The sequence below is a fragment of the Candidatus Auribacterota bacterium genome, from assembly GCA_026392035.1.
In the GTDB taxonomy this organism is placed as follows: Bacteria; Auribacterota; Tritonobacteria; order UBA1439; family UBA1439; genus JAPLCX01.
Genome location: JAPLCX010000101.1, coordinates 1 through 15,682, shown reverse-complemented (window position 1 = coordinate 15,682; position 15,682 = coordinate 1). Strand labels below are relative to the sequence as shown.

At 57.0% G+C, this 15,682-nt stretch carries 16 protein-coding genes; 11 read left to right on the top strand and 5 right to left on the bottom strand.

Annotated elements, in window-relative coordinates:
• The first annotated feature begins 851 nt into the window (after positions 1–851).
• The 7 genes from dtd (at position 852) to NTX71_11055 (ending at position 4,570) form a co-directional block, all read left to right on the top strand.
• Positions 852–1,289, top strand: coding sequence for a D-aminoacyl-tRNA deacylase (gene dtd, locus NTX71_11085; GenBank protein ID MCX6340441.1), 438 nt, complete (start codon positions 852–854; stop codon positions 1,287–1,289).
• Between the two features lie 151 nt (positions 1,290–1,440).
• Positions 1,441–2,199 carry a 5'/3'-nucleotidase SurE gene (surE, locus tag NTX71_11080; GenBank protein MCX6340440.1) on the top strand — a complete coding sequence of 253 codons (759 nt, stop codon included), beginning with the start codon at positions 1,441–1,443 and terminating at the stop codon, positions 2,197–2,199.
• Positions 2,200–2,287: 88 nt separating this feature from the next.
• Entirely contained in the window at positions 2,288–2,671 is a 384-nt protein-coding gene (locus NTX71_11075; protein ID MCX6340439.1) for an exosortase system-associated protein, TIGR04073 family, read from the top strand.
• A 41-nt stretch (positions 2,672–2,712) separates the two neighbouring features.
• Positions 2,713–3,594 (top strand): deoxyribonuclease IV, encoded by an 882-nt coding sequence (locus NTX71_11070; protein MCX6340438.1) that lies wholly within the window; start codon positions 2,713–2,715, stop codon positions 3,592–3,594.
• Positions 3,595–3,694: 100 nt separating this feature from the next.
• On the top strand, positions 3,695–3,889 hold the full coding sequence (locus tag NTX71_11065; protein MCX6340437.1) for a hypothetical protein: 195 nt from the start codon (positions 3,695–3,697) through the stop codon (positions 3,887–3,889).
• A gap of 91 nt (positions 3,890–3,980) precedes the next feature.
• Positions 3,981–4,301 carry a hypothetical protein gene (locus tag NTX71_11060; GenBank protein MCX6340436.1) on the top strand — a complete coding sequence of 107 codons (321 nt, stop codon included), beginning with the start codon at positions 3,981–3,983 and terminating at the stop codon, positions 4,299–4,301.
• A 71-nt stretch (positions 4,302–4,372) separates the two neighbouring features.
• Complete coding sequence (locus NTX71_11055; GenBank protein MCX6340435.1) at positions 4,373–4,570, top strand: hypothetical protein; 198 nt, start codon at positions 4,373–4,375, stop codon at positions 4,568–4,570.
• 20 nt (positions 4,571–4,590) lie between these two features.
• On the opposite strand, the gene NTX71_11050 is transcribed toward NTX71_11055, so the two are convergent.
• Both NTX71_11050 and NTX71_11045 read right to left on the bottom strand, forming a co-directional pair.
• Positions 4,591–6,132: a carboxypeptidase-like regulatory domain-containing protein gene (locus NTX71_11050; GenBank protein ID MCX6340434.1), complete on the bottom strand. Its 1,542-nt coding sequence runs from the start codon at positions 6,130–6,132 to the stop codon at positions 4,591–4,593.
• A 54-nt stretch (positions 6,133–6,186) separates the two neighbouring features.
• Positions 6,187–6,864, bottom strand: coding sequence for a hypothetical protein (locus NTX71_11045; protein ID MCX6340433.1), 678 nt, complete (start codon positions 6,862–6,864; stop codon positions 6,187–6,189).
• 104 nt (positions 6,865–6,968) lie between these two features.
• Here NTX71_11045 and NTX71_11040 point away from each other — a divergent pair, with 104 nt between their 5' ends.
• Positions 6,969–8,720 (top strand): hypothetical protein, encoded by a 1,752-nt coding sequence (locus NTX71_11040; protein ID MCX6340432.1) that lies wholly within the window; start codon positions 6,969–6,971, stop codon positions 8,718–8,720.
• A gap of 271 nt (positions 8,721–8,991) precedes the next feature.
• Here the strand turns inward: NTX71_11040 and NTX71_11035 are convergent, their stop codons facing one another.
• Together NTX71_11035 and NTX71_11030 are read right to left on the bottom strand one after the other, a co-directional pair.
• Entirely contained in the window at positions 8,992–10,473 is a 1,482-nt protein-coding gene (locus NTX71_11035) for a pitrilysin family protein (GenBank protein ID MCX6340431.1), read from the bottom strand.
• A gap of 48 nt (positions 10,474–10,521) precedes the next feature.
• Positions 10,522–11,985, bottom strand: a complete 1,464-nt coding sequence (locus tag NTX71_11030) for a pitrilysin family protein (protein ID MCX6340430.1) — start codon at positions 11,983–11,985, stop codon at positions 10,522–10,524.
• 188 nt (positions 11,986–12,173) lie between these two features.
• Here NTX71_11030 and NTX71_11025 point away from each other — a divergent pair, with 188 nt between their 5' ends.
• Positions 12,174–12,836: a SagB/ThcOx family dehydrogenase gene (locus NTX71_11025; GenBank protein ID MCX6340429.1), complete on the top strand. Its 663-nt coding sequence runs from the start codon at positions 12,174–12,176 to the stop codon at positions 12,834–12,836.
• A gap of 122 nt (positions 12,837–12,958) precedes the next feature.
• Here the strand turns inward: NTX71_11025 and NTX71_11020 are convergent, their stop codons facing one another.
• Positions 12,959–13,966 carry a hypothetical protein gene (locus NTX71_11020; GenBank protein ID MCX6340428.1) on the bottom strand — a complete coding sequence of 336 codons (1,008 nt, stop codon included), beginning with the start codon at positions 13,964–13,966 and terminating at the stop codon, positions 12,959–12,961.
• A gap of 317 nt (positions 13,967–14,283) precedes the next feature.
• On the opposite strand from NTX71_11020, the gene NTX71_11015 reads away from it, so the two are divergent.
• Both NTX71_11015 and NTX71_11010 read left to right on the top strand, forming a co-directional pair.
• On the top strand, positions 14,284–14,577 hold the full coding sequence (locus NTX71_11015; GenBank protein MCX6340427.1) for a hypothetical protein: 294 nt from the start codon (positions 14,284–14,286) through the stop codon (positions 14,575–14,577).
• Between the two features lie 88 nt (positions 14,578–14,665).
• A partial coding sequence (locus NTX71_11010; GenBank protein ID MCX6340426.1) for a PQQ-binding-like beta-propeller repeat protein occupies positions 14,666–15,682 on the top strand: 1,017 nt, incomplete at its 3' end.

The window sequence follows — 15,682 nt, the reverse complement described above, 5'->3', positions numbered from 1 at the left end:
TTTCTTCCGAAGAGAGTATAATCTTGAATGGGCTTGTTCTGGGCACAATACGCCTCCTTCTTTGTCTTCGTATTGTGCCGCATCCGTTCTTGAAAAGCAATATTTATATGTCATCATATTTATGATACTGTGTACTTAGGCGAAGCGCCGCAGAGAACACACCTTTCTCCATCTCGTTTTAGAATGGAATAACGCACATCAAGGGGGACTGATCGCCGCTTTTGCTTCGGGGCATGGCGCTCACACAGTTGATCATCAGATATCTTTCCGGCTAGGTGGTCTTCAATGCGCTGAGCAAGTCGACCTAGACTGCCAAAATAACCTTTATAGCTCGACCATTTATAAGGTGAACTCACTCGCTTCAAGTATGATTTAAACTGTTCTCCCGTTGGCTCACTTCCAAGATCCATCCAACATTGCTTGAAAGTCCCAATCATCTCCCAGACGTCTTTTTTCCAAACTCGAGTAGGCTTCAAACCTGCTTCCGTCATAGCTTTAGACCACGAGTTGCCGAATAGTCTCGTTATCGTAGCTGATGTCAAACGTTTTTTATTCCAAGCGTCATATTCTTTTGTTGTGAATGATTTCTTTCCACAAACTCCGCTAAAGCGACGGAGATCGTCAAGAATCTCGTTTTTAGGAAGTCTGGTCGCTTTCCGGCGATCCCTGCGAAATGAGAATTCACTTTTTTGTATCATCGTATCTCGCTAACAGTTAGTTTTATGTGTATTCTGCAGTTGAACAGATTTTATACGATAGTGCGATAATCAGCGTTTCTTATGCCACCTAACTTATTCTATTTGATAGACTGCAACCAAAGCAAGCACAATTGATGACGGCGGGATCGAGTTATGAGAGCGGTGATACAGCGGGTAAAAAAGGCGGCAGTCCATGTGGGAAAAGAGACTGTCAGTGAGATCGGGGCAGGCCTGCTCATCCTCCTCGGCGTGGCGGCGGATGACAGCGAGGCCAATGCCGTCTATCTCGCTGGGAAGATCGCACACCTGCGCGTTTTTGAAGATGAGGGGGGCAAGATGAACCTCTCGCTCAAGGAGACCGGCGGCGAGGCGCTCGTGGTCTCCCAGTTCACGCTCTACGGGGATTGCCGCAAGGGCCGGCGCCCGAGCTTCGCCGAGGCGGCCGATCCTGCCAAGGGAGAAGCGCTCTATGAGAAATTCATAGCCTGCCTGCGAGAGGAAGGGTTGACGGTGCGCACCGGCCGGTTCGGCGCGAAGATGCTTGTGAAGATAGACAACGACGGGCCGGTGACGTTTATTGTTGAGAGTTGAACTGCGTTGCCACCTCTCTGGACGCAGATGCATTACGGCGCAAAGGGGCAATGGCAATCAAAACTCCTTCATTCCATTCCTGGGATATGTTATCTTCGGCTGAGAAAAGGAAGGATGGTTCATTGGTGCTCCTGTGCGAGAGACGAAATAGATGAATATTCTCCTGACGAACGACGACGGAATCAACGCCCCAGGCCTGTACGCGCTCTACCTCGAGATAAAGAAGATCGGAGAGGTGGCGATCATCGCGCCGGAATTCGAGCGGAGCGCGGTGGGGCACGCCATCACGACTGTTGACCCCCTGAGGGTGAGCGAGGTGCGGAAGGATGGGGAGCTCTATGGCCTGGCGGTGTCGGGGACGCCCGCGGACTGCGTCAAGATCGCAATCAATTCTCTCCTGCCGCACCGCCCAGACCTCGTGATCTCGGGCATCAATCAGGGGCCGAACACGGGGATGAACGTCATCTACTCTGGCACCGTCTCTGCGGCCACGGAGGCGACCATGCTTGGGGTTCCGGCCTTCGCCATTTCCCTGGACAGCTTTACATCGAGGGAGTTCGGGTATGCCGCCGAGTTCGCGGGGCGTCTGGCGCAGTCTGTCATCCGGAAGGGCTTGCCGCCGGGGACACTACTCAATGTCAATGTGCCTGTGGTTTCAAAAGATAAGATAAGCGGCGTAAGGGTGACGCGGCAGGGGATGGCCAGGTTCACTGAAGAATTCCACAGGCGCGTTGACCCGAGGGGGCGCGCCTACTGGTGGCTCGGCGGGGAGCTGATGGAGACCGACGAGGAGGAAGGGACCGACAGCGCTGCGCTCAGAGATGGCGCGGTATCGGTGACGCCGATTCACTATGACATGACCGATTATGAAAATCTCGACAAGATTCGGGGATGGAAATTGACGAAATAAGGATTAGACCTCCGAAAGAGGGGTGTGTTATGATTTCAGCCGTCGGGGAAGATCCGCGGCGATTTTTTTGTCATGAGGTAGCACAGATATGAGAATGCAGAAGTGGCTCACCGGCATATGCCTGGCAACGGTTCTGTGCGCATTCATTGCGATTACCTCTGCGCGGGCGGATATTGAGACCGCGGATACCGTGACGAAGCGCGCGAGCGGCAAATTCGGACGGGGTCTCGTCAATATCACGACGGGCTGGGGCGAAATGATTTACTGCCCTATGGAGATTACCAGAGAGAGGGGATATCTTCTGGGGGCTACCTGGGGGCCGCTCAAGGGTACCGCCATGACGATCCTCAGGACCATCGGGGGGGTCCTCGAAACCGGCCTCTTTTTCTACCCGTTGCCGGGCAACTACGATCCCTATTTTACCAGGGAATTCGTCTTCTCGGAACCGCGTGCGACCGTCCTGCCGAAGTGAGCAGTGTGTCCTTACGGAACCGGACTACAGAGGAGAATCGCATGCCGTCCGGTCATTCACCCCTGACGCCGCTCCTTGGCGCCCACATGTCTATTGCGGGGGGAGTCGATCAGGCTGTCCTCCGCGGATACCGCCTCCACTGCGACACGATCCAGATCTTCATCAAGAGTAATGTCCAGTGGAAGATGCGCTCGCTCAACCCGGGGGAGCGCAGCCGCTTCGCGGCCGCTCGGGAAATGAGCGGCATCGGCCCCATATTCGCCCACTCATCGTACCTCATCAATTGCGCCTCTGCCGATCGCACAGTATTGTGGAGATCGGTCTCTTCACTCAAGGAAGAGCTGCGACGCGCCGCTGAGTTGGACCTCCCGTTCATCGTGCTCCATCCAGGCGCTCACGGCGGCGCGGGGGAGCGCGAGGGGATCAAAAAGATTGCCGGCAGTCTCGACGAGGCACTCGCCGGATGCCCCGAGGGAACACCGAAGATCCTTCTCGAAACGACCGCGGGCCAGGGCAGCAGCATGGGATGGCGCTTCGAGCAGCTCGCGGAGATCATCGCGGCGGTCGAGCGGCCGGGGATGCTGGGGGTGTGTTTCGATACCTGCCATGTCTTCGCGGCCGGTTACGATATCCGAACAGGGGAAGCGTACGGGCGGGCAATGAAAGCGTTCGACCGAGTCATCGGCCTCGGAAGGATCATGGCCTTTCACCTGAATGATTCCAAGGGACCGCTCGGTTCTCGTCTCGACCGGCACGAGCACATCGGGAAGGGGACGCTGGGCGTACGGGCGTTTGAAATTCTGCTCGGCGATCGGCGCTTCGCGGGAGTGCCAATGGTTCTCGAAACGCCGAAGGGCACGGGGATGGCGGAGGACAGGAGGAATCTCGAGATATTGAGAAGCATGCTGCAGCCGAAGGTGTAAGGTTGAAGGGGGAGAACACAGACTGAGACACCTGCGGCACATTGCGGAATGCGGCCTGAGCTAGTATAATGTGGTCGGGGATTTCACAGTGGTGAGTCGTGTGAAAAGAGAAGAGCGTGCGATGGACGAGGATCTCCTGGTGCTGAGACTTATGGAGGAGAGCAAGGAGGGGGGCATCGCCTGCACCGCTGCGCTGAGATTGGCTGAGGAACTTGGGGTCCCTCCGCGCTCGCTCGGTGATGTGGCCAGCAGGCTCGGGATAAAGATACGATCGTGCCAGCTCGGCTGCTTTTAAAACCGTATCTAATATTTAGTATTTCGTATTTAGAGGGATTCATGAAATATTTTTTTGGGATTTGGGATTTTGGATTTGGGATTTTCAGACTATGCCTATATACGAATACCAGTGTAGTCGCTGCGGGAAGGTGACCGCCCTGATGGAGAAGGCGGATGCGTGGAATTTCTGGCGCAGGAGATGCGCTTCCTGCGGCAGCAGGCGTCTGAGCAAAGTCTACTCAAGGTTCTCCACGGCAAAGAAGCAATCGATGGCCGACCTGGTGAGCGAAATGCGCCGTCTGGGACCTGTGAATTTTGTCCCCTCTCCCCCCCGGCCCCTGGGGCCACCGCCCGGCGGCTGTCCATACGCGAAGGATGAAAAAGCGCATGGGGGAGGCGCAGAGAAATCGCCTGCGGGAAAGGGCGTGTGAGCAGCAGTTGTGTTCCAGGGGTGGACATTATGTCCACCTTGTAGGTGGGATTAGTATCACGGAGGTGAGGAATGAAATTCATTCTATTCGTCGTACTGGCGCTTGCAGTTCTGGCGGTTACGAGCTGCGTGAATGTGGACCTCGGCCAGGCGAGCAAAGATTGGTCAGGGGTAGGCAAGAGCTTCGCCGATTCCTACAAGGGGGGCGGAAAGCCACCTGCGGGCAGCCAGGCTCCCCAGCAGATGAAGACGGTCCCTCAGGGCCAGTAGTTACGGCCCTGTTGGATGTTCTATAAAACCACACCCCACTCGACAACAGTGAATCCGCTTCTGGTAAATGGCGTCAGGTGTGGTGGTGCGATATCAATCTGGATCGGAGCAGGAATAATGCGAAGGAATACCCTCAGTAGTGAGTCAGGCGGGGGATCGATGACGAGCTTCGTTGACTTCGCGATATCTTCAGAGAACTGGGGATAGATCAGATAATATGCGCTTCCCACAAGGCGTGGAATCCAGTAGCTGATAAAATCGTCCATCTCTCTCCCCCTGAATCCCATCAGCCCGAGTTTATCACGCAACTGGGCCTCCATATCATCCCCTGCAATGCACCATCCATGCTCGTATTGGTAGGTGTCGGCATTCAGGGATTCGTAAAAGAGGTAATCATAAATGCCGCCTATTTTGCCATCGGGGGTAACTTCAACCCCCCAACCATTTCCATACGGTGGTATCGATTGAATCAACTCTCCTCCCATCGGAAACTCCAATGAAACCCGTACGAGTTGTGTATCCATCGGATAAAGATAGATGTTCGGCTTCATCGGAATCACCGATGGCAGGCAGTCAACATCCAGGTAGTTCACTCCCTCTCCGACGGTCACCGGTACTTCTTTTTTCAGATACGTGGGGGGGAGCCCGGGTACATGGTCTAGATACGTAACTCTCAAAAGATAGTTATTGGGTGGAACTGATTTAAAATCGTATCGTCCCGAGGAAGTTGAGCGAGCGCTCGCGATGACGACGTCCTGTAAAAGGAGCTCCAACACGGCATCCTGAACATAGTAAGGGCCGATGATCCATGCGTCGCAGTAAAGTACCCCGCTCAATGTTGTATCAGCGGGAAGTGGATCCAAAGAAAAAGAGAGACCTTTCTGGGTGTAGGGATAGTGACCATTTAATATGGTATAGAATCCACTCGCCTCTACTTTTATCCACACTGTGCTGGTAAAGGAAGGTGTGCTGTATCTGCCGGAGAGGATGATTTTAAAATTGCCGGAATAATCTATAGGGCCTGACCCGAGTAGGCCACCCCAATAGGTATCGTAGATTTTGACAAATGCGTTACTTGATTTCAGCGCGACTGTTCCTTCTACTGTAGGATTTACGTAGATCGTGTTTTTTGCGTACGCCACGGTGCTCTTGATGAGGCTCTGAAGATTCCTCCGCGTTCCGGCCGGCACGATGGCAAAGTAAATTGCATATTCGCCTTCCGCTTCTTCTCCGTTGATCTGGTGAAGAGTTTCTGTATGCTCTATTGTTCCATTAACCCGGAAAGAAGTAGCGCAGGGGGCCGGAGCCGTTGAAAATTTTGGATAGTAGAAAATCCGCCCTGGTGGGGTTACCACTGCAAGATATCCATCATACAGATTGGTGGATTGACCCTTCAACGTCAATCCTACCGAGACCCCGTCTCCGGCAGAAAGGTATTTTTGCCCTTCCAATCCCAGAGGGAGCCGCATGTCAATCGTTACACTGTCTTTTGTGAGTTGGTACGCAAAGCTGCTAGAAAAGCAGGTGAGTAGCGCAAGAGCTGAAATATGAATCTTCCTCATTATTGAACCTCTTTTACCTGCGAAGAGGCATAAGCTATCCGAACTACCCAAAGTCTAGTCCTTGAAATTGGAAATGACATCTTTGACGACCGCCGTCTTGAGGTTTTGCATGACGAGCGGCGTGAGCATGCGGCGGACGAAGTTTTTGTTGGTTTGCCGCTCAGTGCGTTCCTCCCATATACTGAAATTCCTGTACGCCACCGCCTGCACCCTGCGGGCGAGAAGGACCTTCTCCGTCTTGATGTCCCTGATGCGGTAGATCACCTCCGCCCCCCCCTGCCATGTCTGCGCCTTGATGTTGAAGCCCAAGGGGAATCCGAGTACTGTCCCGATCAGGAGGTACATCGGAATGCCCAGCTCGCTGCTCCCCATGAACTTGCACACCGACTCGCTGAGTTCGCCTTCCATGATAAGGTTGGCCTTCCCCTCAAGCGCTTTTTTCTCAATAGCCCGCCGGTCGTCTTTCTTGTCAACGGAGACGCTGAAGACATTCATAAAAACGTGATTCTTCTCGAGCTCATACTGGAAAAGATCCTGGAGGTCGCTCCCCGTGATGAAGAGCGAGTATCGCGCGAAGCTCTTATCCGTGAACCTGCCGATGGCGAGGGCGTGGCCGAACGGCTTCGAGAGGGGCTGGTTGAAGGTCAACGGCGGAGGGGGGGTCATCATCCCCCCGCAGCCGAATAAGAACACAAAGAAGAAGAGCTGCACGCACGCGATTATTTTTTTCACTGGCTGGTCTCCTTACATCACATAATCTGTTCTGCTGCCGATGGATCAGAGGTGCTCACGCATTCCGGATTGAAAAAATATTCATCAGAATGTATCATGTGCCCATGGTGAAGTCAAACGCAAAACGGACTCTCGCCGCACTGCTGGCGGTGGTGGTGTGCGCGGTGATCGCAGCCGGCGTCTATGTCTTCCCACGGCGTGCGGTCCCCTCCATGTTCGACCTGGTCCCCGCGGAGCGGATGGTCGCGTGCGTGCGCGTCCGCGGCCTCGCATCCGTGTGGCGCGGGTGCGAGGGATCGTCGTTCGTGAAGAATGTCCGCGAGGGCGGCATCTACCCGATGGATGAAATCCGTGCCGGGGACGAACGATTCACGAAAGTATGGGAACGCCTGGACAACCCGTACTGGCCTGAGGTGCTCGGCCGTGATTGCGTGCTCGCGCTCTACCTCGACAGAGGGATGTTGTCCGGGGCCGTCTGGAGCCGCATCGGATTTAAAACGCGTTGCTTCCATCTGTGGGAGCACTGCCGCGCGCGTCTGCGTTTTGGGCGGGAGAAGAAGCTGGAGAGCCGGAGGGAGGGGATGCTCGGGGTGACGACGGTTATGGATCTGAAGCGGAAAACCCCGCGCTTCAGCTACACATTGATAGGCGACCTGGCCGTCGCCACGACAGGTTCCGGCGGGGAGTTCTGGAAACGCATTGACAGTCTCATGGCGGGGCGGGAGCGCGGCGCGCTCACGTTATTCGGGAAAGGCACAGCCGCAGAGAGGCCGCACGGAGAACGCCCCGGCGGCGGCTTCTTCGCTGATCTCCAGGAGCTCAGCGATTATCTGGATACCCGTGCGGACGCGCTCCCGTCAGCCGGCGCGGCGGAGGCATGGGCCCGGATGAGGGATCTCCGGGAATGGCTGCGGGAGATTGCCGGGGGCTGGAGGCGCCTGCGAGGAACGTTCTATCTGGAGGGGAACCGTCTGGGGACAGAAGTTTCTATTCTCGCCCGGGAGGAAGCGGCGGTGAAGGAGTTGCGTGGAGCGAGCCGGCGGGAGGCCGTCGCAGATCCTCTGACCCGACTCATGGAGCACCGGGGCCTCCTCTACGCGGGGAGCCGCTATGACCCCCAGGGGCTACTCGGACAATTTCGCCGGAGGAGCGGCGCCGAAGCGATTGAATTTGTCCGTCGAGGAGGGACGACCGTATTCCCCGCTGATCATTTCTCGCTCTCGTGGCTGGGTAATGACTGTTCCCTCCTCCTCTATCAGGATGAGAACGGCATGGTGCACGCGGCGGTTTCGCTCCTCGTGAGTGATCGCCTCCTGGCCAGAGAGAGGATCGGCCGGTTTCTCAATCTCGCGCACGGCGCGAGGATCCGTCTCGTCGGCCGGGACGGCAGGCAAATGGCATGCACAAAGAAGCCCCTCGATGTTGAACTGAAGCGGCATGAGGGAGAGCCCTATTGTCTCGTGGAAACGGGAGATCCCATTGAACGCCTCTACAAACCTACCCTGGCGATGTATGGCGACCGCCTGTTGATCGCGACGGCGGATTCCATCCTCGGTGAATTGGATGGTGAGAAAGCTCCCTCCCCCCAGAGCTGGATGGCGCCCGCGCAGGCGCACTTCATGGTGAGGGGGAGCGCCGCAGCGCGCGCTGCGGCATCCCTCACGCAGATTCTTTCGATCGTCACACCGTTCGTGGAGAGACAGGCCGAGCGGGAGATGCTCGCACGCGCCCGGCAGCTGCTCGGCGCCATGGAGTGGCTTGCTCCCGTGCGTGAGGGGTGGGCCACGGCCATCCGCGAGGGGAATGAGATTCGCGTGCGCGGCGGAGCGCAGTTCGCCGATGTCGGGAGCCGCTAGGCGTTATATTTTTAACCACAGATTGACACAGATGTTGAGTTTAATAGTTACTATGCACTATCTGTGTGAATCCTGTTCCGTTCCCTTTTGAGAATGCAGTTTCCAGAAACCCGAAATCGGAAATCAGTAACTGTTTTTGATATCTGTGTTCATCTGTGGTTGTAATTGTATAACCACTGGAGATGCCTTTCTCCGTGTGCTCCTGCGTTTCTCCGTGGCCTCTGTGGTGAAACATTGAGGGTGCTGAGAATATCCCCCCGCGACTGACGGCTCACTCCCCCGAGCTCACGTCCGTCAGTTTCAGCGCGTTGACCGGCCCGAATTTTTCAAGCGGAGGATCAAATTCCCTCTTTTTGCCCAGCACCAGGATGGTCGCCCTTTCGGGGTGGAGGTATGTCCGTGCCACGCGAAGCACATCCTCCTCTGTCACGGCTGAGACGCGGGCGATATAGGTTTTCAAGTAGTCGGGGGGCAGGCCGAAGAAATCAATGTCGACCCGCTGGGCCACGATCTGCGAGGCGGTGGTGAAGTGGAACACAAAACTGTTGATGAATGAGTCCTTGGCCCTCTGGAGCTCCTCCCCCGTGACCCGCTCGGCGCACATGCGCGCCATCTCATCGAGGATGAGGGAGAGCGCCTCCGTTGCGGTCTTCTCTTTTGTCTGGCATACCGCGTAGAAGAGGCCGGTCTGCACGTTCGTGGTGAAGTGCGTGGCGGCGTGGTAGGCGAGCCCCTCGTTCACGCGAATGCGCTCGAGCATCCTCGACGAGAAGGCGCCCGCCCCGAGGATCTCGTTCATGACCATGAGCGGAAAGTAATCGGGGTTATCCCGCTTGATTCCCGGATGGCCGACCATGAGATGGGCCTGTTCGGTGTCTTTCTCGATGTAGTTGACCGTGCGTTCCGCGCGGTCCGGCGCGGGCGGCAGAGGAGGCGGAAGGGGAGCATGTGCTGAGCCGAGGGCGCCGTTGAGCATCCGCACGATCGTATCCCGGTCGAAGTCGCCCGCGACACCGATAATCATCCCCGACGGCCGAATGTAATCTCTGTGAAACGCGATGATGTCTTCTCGCGTGATCCTGTCCATTGACCCTGGCTCCCCGATCACCTGATGGCCGTAGGGGTAGGACCCGTAGACGAGGCGGTCGAACTCGCGTGAAACAATCTCGCCGGGCTCGTCGTTGCGGCGGCGGATCGCCTCGCGGACCTGTCCCTTGCGCAGATCGATCTTTTCAATATTGAAAGCGGGATTGAGGAGGATGTCACACAGGAGGCCAAGGGCCTTTTCGGTATCCTTGCTCAGGCACGAGAGGGAGAGCGAGCCTGCGTCCTCGCTCGTGCCCGTGCTGATCTCCGCCGCCATGAACTCGAGCTGAAGGTCGAGCTCGTCTGGGCTCACGTGCGTGGTGCCCCCCGCGCGCATGACGCTTGCGGTCAGCGCGGCCAGGCCTTCCTTCCCGGGGGAATCATAGGCTGAGCCTGCCCGGGCGACCGCGTACAGGCTGAAGAGGGGGAGCGTGTGATCCGGCAGCAGGTAGAGCGACGCTCCGCATGCGAGCGTGAGCCGCTCCGGCTCTGGCGGCGTGAAGGTGAGGGGGGGCAATGTGAGCGGTGAGGGGCGCGCCGGTCCCCCCCGCCCGGCGCATCCGTCGAGCCCTATACTGGAAAGGCAGAGGAGCGCGAACGCGATGGCTCCGCAGGTGAATTGATGCATATCCGCGCCTGATTTCAATCTTCTTATCTGTACGCTCATCTCTTACATCTTCCTCATGCTCATTCCACCGTATCCCTTATCCCTCCCCTAGGGGATGGCAATCTTTGTGCAATTCTCCTCCTTGAGGTACGTGTTGACCACGCGCATGACGTCTTCGGCGGTGACCGCCCTGATCTTCGGGATGTAATTGTTGAGGTATTCCCACCGGTCGAGCGCCTCGTAGGTCCCGATGAGCGACGCGAGGTTTTGAGCCGACTCGCACCCCCTCACGAAGTCGGCTTCAATCTGATTGCGCGCCTTCTGCATCTCCCACTCGCTCACCGGCTCACGGCCGAGCGTCTCAATCTCCGCGCGCAGCGCGCGCTCAACGTCCTCGTTGGTGTGGGGCCGGCGCGGGATGGAATACAAGATAAACAATGAGGGGTACTTCGATGGGGGGCACGAGGCTGTCGCCGCGACCGCGACCTTTTTCCGCTGGACAAGATTCTTGTAGAGCCTCGAGGTCCGCCCGCTGGAGAGGATGTTCTCGAGCACGTTGAGCGCGATATCGTCGTCCGCGCTGACCGCGGGCTTGTGGTACGCCAGCGAGACGCGCGGGGACGCGTCGAATTTCAGGTGTGCCTCCCTCTTCCCGCGCTGCGCGGGTTCCCGCGTGACGATGTGGGGAGGCGACGGCTGGGAGGGAATTGGGCCGAAATAACGGTTGGCGAGCGCGACGACGTGCTCGGGCCGGATGTCGCCGACGATGACAAGGATCGCATTGTTGGGAGCGTAGTAGCGGCGGTAGTACGATCGGAGCAGTTCGGGAGTGATGTGCTCAATATCCGATGCCCAGCCTATAATCGGCCATCGGTAGGGGTGCGCGATGAATGCGGTGGCGAAGAGCTCCTCGCCGAAAGCGCCGTCCGGGCTGTCGTCTATCGTGAGGCGGCGTTCCTCAAGTATCACCTCTCGCTCCCTGTAGAATTCCCTGAAGATTGCGTTGCTCATCCTGTCGGACTCGAGCCGCATCCAGAGCTCGAGCCTGTTGGAGGGCACGCTGCACAGGTACTGGGTCCGGTCGCGGCCGGTGTTCGCATTAAGACCTTCAGCGCCCTCTCGCGTCAATACCTTCCAGAGCTCATTCTTGGTTATCAGGGAATCCGCCTGGCGCTCGGCCCGTGCGAGCTCCTCTTTAAGCGCGGGGACCGGCAGCGCGTCTTCATGACCGCCCACATGCCCTGATTCCGAGAGGCGCGCGTGGAGCTCCTCGATCCTCTTGAGGAGGGGCTCTTCGCGCGCGTAGTCCTTCGTCCCGATCGCGCGTGTCCCCTTGAACATCATGTGTTCCAGGAGGTGTGAGATGCCGGTGCAGCCGGGCTCTTCGTTGGCCGACCCGACTCGATAGAAGAGCGAGCAGGAGACGATGGGCGCCCGGTGATGTTCAAGCATGAGGAGCGCGAGGCCGTTGGGGAGGCGATGTTCGATCACGTTGAGCCGGAGCGGGGTCTCGGCGCAGGCGGATGCCTCGATCAAGAACACGATGCCGGCGAGGATAATCTTTCTGAACATGCTATAATTCTAATGCGCTCAAGGGATCAATGCAATAGAACTCGAGTGAATCTGTTCTCACAGAGCTTGATTCCTCCCGCTTAGCGGGACGGGAATGACAGGTTGCCCCATGTGTCACTCCCGCCCCTGCTTTCGCATGGGTAAACTCCAGCAGATTGAAATGACAGAGTACTTGAAAAGAGGTGGGTATGGACATGCTGTTTACGATCATCATGCTGTCGTGTGTGGGGCTTGTCGTGGGGAAGAGTCCCGATAGTGAGATCATTCTCCCGGCCCCTGCGCTCAAGGGGAAGCTCTCAGTTGAGGAGGCGTTGCACCGCAGGAGATCGGTGAGGGACTACGCAAAGGGAGCGCTCTCGCTGGCTGAGGTATCGCAGTTACTGTGGGCCGCCCAGGGGATTACGATGCGCGCGGAAGGATTCCGGACTGCGCCATCCGCCGGGGCAACGTATCCGCTCGAGATCTACCTGGTGGCTGGGAATGTGAATGGTCTCGCCGCTGGTATCTATCGCTACATTCCCGCGAGGCATACGCTCGTCCGCACCGCGGAAGGGGATGTGAGGGCGAAGCTGCGCGATGCCTCGCTTGGCCAGCCGTGGGTGAGGGAGGCGCCCGCCACACTCGTGGTCGCGGCGGTGCATGCGAGGACGGCATCCCGGTACGGCGGGAGGGCGCAGCGGTACGTGGATATTGAGGTCGGCCACGCGGGTGAGAACGTGTACCTCCAGGCTGAGTCTCTTGGCCTCGGGACCGTCGCGGTCGGGGCGTTCAATGACGGTGAGGTCAAGAAGGTCCTCGGGCTGAAGAAGGAAGAAGAGCCGCTCTATTTGATGCCGGTGGGGAAGAAGTGATGGGCTATTGAGCTATCAAGCTATCGAGAGAAAAGGCGATTGGGAGATTGCTTGATTTGGCGACTTACCATTTAGAATGAAAAGCTATGAACCTCACCCTCCTACACTTTCCACTTTTCACTTTACACTGTAGTGACGTCCCAATTATTTGCCACGAGGAGCGCGGGGTAGCCCGTATCCCCCTTTTCAACCTGCACAAGCTCGCCGACCGCGCGGACGCGCTGCCCCACCTCAAACTCGCCCCTCACGTAGCTGTCGGCCAGGATCAGGGTGAAGAGGTCGTGTGATTCCCCGTTGAGCTTCACGCTCTCGAGGGGGAAGATGAGGGGCATGTAGATTGAGTGCCTGATGTCGGCGATTCTCCCGGTGATCGTCGCCTGCTTCTTTACCACGCGGATCGCGCAGTCCAGGAGCGGGATCTCTTCCTCGCGCCCGTACACGAAAAAGGGGCAGACGAGGATGCCGCAGTGGTAGAAGCGGAGCGGCCAGAACTTGCCGAACTCATGCACGTGGCGCTTCGAATCCTCCTTTACAATCCGGCGTATCTTCTGCATCAGCGCGTAGTTCTCCTCGACCGTGCCGTAGAAGATGATGTCGGTGTCGTCATCATGTTCCTCGAGCCGGCCGTACTGAAGCGAGCCGGTGAGGCCCATTTTCTCAACGGGGACGCCGAGGATGTCGCTCGCCGCGGCGACCCCGTCCCTGATCTTGGGATAGAGCTCCACGCAGAGCCTGAAGGACTTCTTCGGGTCGAAGAAACCGGCGAAATCGCTGAGGGGGAGCAGGAGGTTGTTCTTGATGATCGGCGCGACGGGCGCGGTGCGGACGAGTTCGGGGAAGATCTCGTAGTGCTTCTTAAGCTGGTCCGGGTTGGTGTAGGAATACATCTTCCCGTTCCGGTAGCTCTTGTGCATGCACTCGTATTCCCGCCCGAAGATGTCCACCCACCCTCCCCTAGCGGGGTAGTAGATGATTTTGCCGGAGATCGCCCCTCCGGAGTGGTGATATCCCTGCGCGAATGCAAAGATCCCGTCTTTCCTGAGGAAATAGGTGGAGTCGGTGACCCGTCCGCTGAGGCCGGAGAGCGGGACGAGGAACTTCTCCATCATCTGGTCGAACCGGTCTTTCATAGGGCGGGGATTATACAATAAGTAGCCAAGCCACGCAATACAACCCACCGCACGCCCCGCAGACGTTGTATGTAACGGCAATGCCCACAAGCGGTTAGATCCTTATTTGTCCTTGGGGCGAATAACGCGCCAGTTGCTCGCGCGGTAGAATATTGCATAAAACGTCTGGGATGTCGTGGGTGAGGGGTTACGGCGATATTTAGATAATCCTGATAGTGCATTTTGTTAGGTTACGCTTCTTCCTGATGTGCTATATGTAACGTGGCGCTTGAGTGACCTAATAACACAAATTCGTTGTGACAATAAAGAGGTAACCTATGGAAATTGAATCAGTTGGAAAGGCCGTTGAGAGGATTGCGACAGAAGTTTCAAAGCATACGGAAGCTTTTAAGAAATTGGCGACGAAAAAAGAGTTGGATGACAGGTTCAACGACGTCCTCGGAGGCCAGGATAAGACAATGGTTATCCTGAAGCGTTTAGATCAGGAGCGCCATTTTACATTTGAAGCGGTGAAGAGGCTGGATAATAAGGCGCAGATATTGGATATAGAAGTAAAGAAACATCGGGAGGAGATAGGATACCATGGCCGAACATTACAATCGGAGAGCTGAAAGAGAGCGAAGAAAACAGCGGCATTTTTCGAGAATTTTCTGTTGACCTATCAGAGAACATGCTATCCTTCATTCATAAGAGGGTCGCATGAAGCTCTCAAAAGGTTTCTTCGTTTTTCCGTTTCTTCGCTTAATCCACCATCATCCCAGTCGGGAGGTGAGCTATGAAAAAGTTTTATTTATTACACTCGTTGCAGCCATGGCGCTTCTTGTGAATTACACTGCCTGCGGGCAGCTCCAGCCGGGCTCCCCCTGGCCGATGTTTCATTACAACGAAAGGCACACGGGTCTGAGCGATTACACCGGCCCATCCGTGCCGTCTCTGGCGTGGAGTTATCGCGCGGCGGCCGAGGTGGGTTCATCTCCTGCGCTTGGGAGTGACGGGAGGCTTTATGTCGGGTCCGCCTATGGCGATAAAAATATATACTGCCTGAACTCAGCGGGCGGGCTGGCGTGGAGTTATCTCACGGCGTACGAGGTGTATTCCTCTCCTGCGCTTGGGAGTGACGGCAGGCTTTATGTCGGGTCCGGCTATGGTGATAAAAATATATACTCCCTTGAACAGGAACCGACTGCAACTCCCACGATAACACCTACACCCACGATAACACCGACCGAGACGCCCATCCCGCCGACAGAAACACCCATCCCACCGACGGAGACACCCATCCCGCCGACAGAGACGCCCATTCCGCCGACAAGCACACCGACTGATACACCGGTGCCGCCGACATCTACGCCCACGGACACGCCGGAGCCGCCGACAGAGACGCCTTCTGCACCCACATCAACGCCCACGGCCACACCCATCGTCTTTGTGCCGTTCAACATCAGGCTCGGGCATCCTGTGCAGCCGCCAACGGGCATCCTCAGCATCTTCATAGATGTTACGGTCAATGGAACCTCCTATGCGGGAGTCCCGTGCCTCCCCTACATCGCCGTCAATGCCGGGGGCAAGATGTACTACATCGTGAGCGGCAACAAGCTCGCGACCAAGAAGACCCCGTACCTGAGCAACGGGAAGGCAAAATACTTCCAGTTGTACGAGAACATCATTAATCTCGATGCGGCCACTATACCCTTCTCGGGCCTTGCGCCGGGGCGC

Excerpts from the sequence above, each read along its gene's own strand:
- dtd (MCX6340441.1), top strand. The coding sequence starts at position 852 with ATGAGAGCGGTGATACAGCGGGTAAAAAAGGCGGCAGTCCATGTGGGA.
- surE (MCX6340440.1), top strand. The coding sequence starts at position 1,441 with ATGAATATTCTCCTGACGAACGACGACGGAATCAACGCCCCAGGCCTG.
- NTX71_11075 (MCX6340439.1), top strand. The coding sequence starts at position 2,288 with ATGAGAATGCAGAAGTGGCTCACCGGCATATGCCTGGCAACGGTTCTG.
- NTX71_11070 (MCX6340438.1), top strand. The coding sequence starts at position 2,713 with ATGCCGTCCGGTCATTCACCCCTGACGCCGCTCCTTGGCGCCCACATG.
- NTX71_11060 (MCX6340436.1), top strand. The coding sequence starts at position 3,981 with ATGCCTATATACGAATACCAGTGTAGTCGCTGCGGGAAGGTGACCGCC.
- NTX71_11055 (MCX6340435.1), top strand. The coding sequence starts at position 4,373 with ATGAAATTCATTCTATTCGTCGTACTGGCGCTTGCAGTTCTGGCGGTT.
- NTX71_11050 (MCX6340434.1), bottom strand. The coding sequence starts at position 6,132 with ATGAGGAAGATTCATATTTCAGCTCTTGCGCTACTCACCTGCTTTTCT.
- NTX71_11040 (MCX6340432.1), top strand. The coding sequence starts at position 6,969 with ATGGTGAAGTCAAACGCAAAACGGACTCTCGCCGCACTGCTGGCGGTG.
- NTX71_11035 (MCX6340431.1), bottom strand. The coding sequence starts at position 10,473 with ATGAGCGTACAGATAAGAAGATTGAAATCAGGCGCGGATATGCATCAA.
- NTX71_11030 (MCX6340430.1), bottom strand. The coding sequence starts at position 11,985 with ATGTTCAGAAAGATTATCCTCGCCGGCATCGTGTTCTTGATCGAGGCA.
- NTX71_11025 (MCX6340429.1), top strand. The coding sequence starts at position 12,174 with ATGGACATGCTGTTTACGATCATCATGCTGTCGTGTGTGGGGCTTGTC.
- NTX71_11020 (MCX6340428.1), bottom strand. The coding sequence starts at position 13,966 with ATGAAAGACCGGTTCGACCAGATGATGGAGAAGTTCCTCGTCCCGCTC.
- NTX71_11015 (MCX6340427.1), top strand. The coding sequence starts at position 14,284 with ATGGAAATTGAATCAGTTGGAAAGGCCGTTGAGAGGATTGCGACAGAA.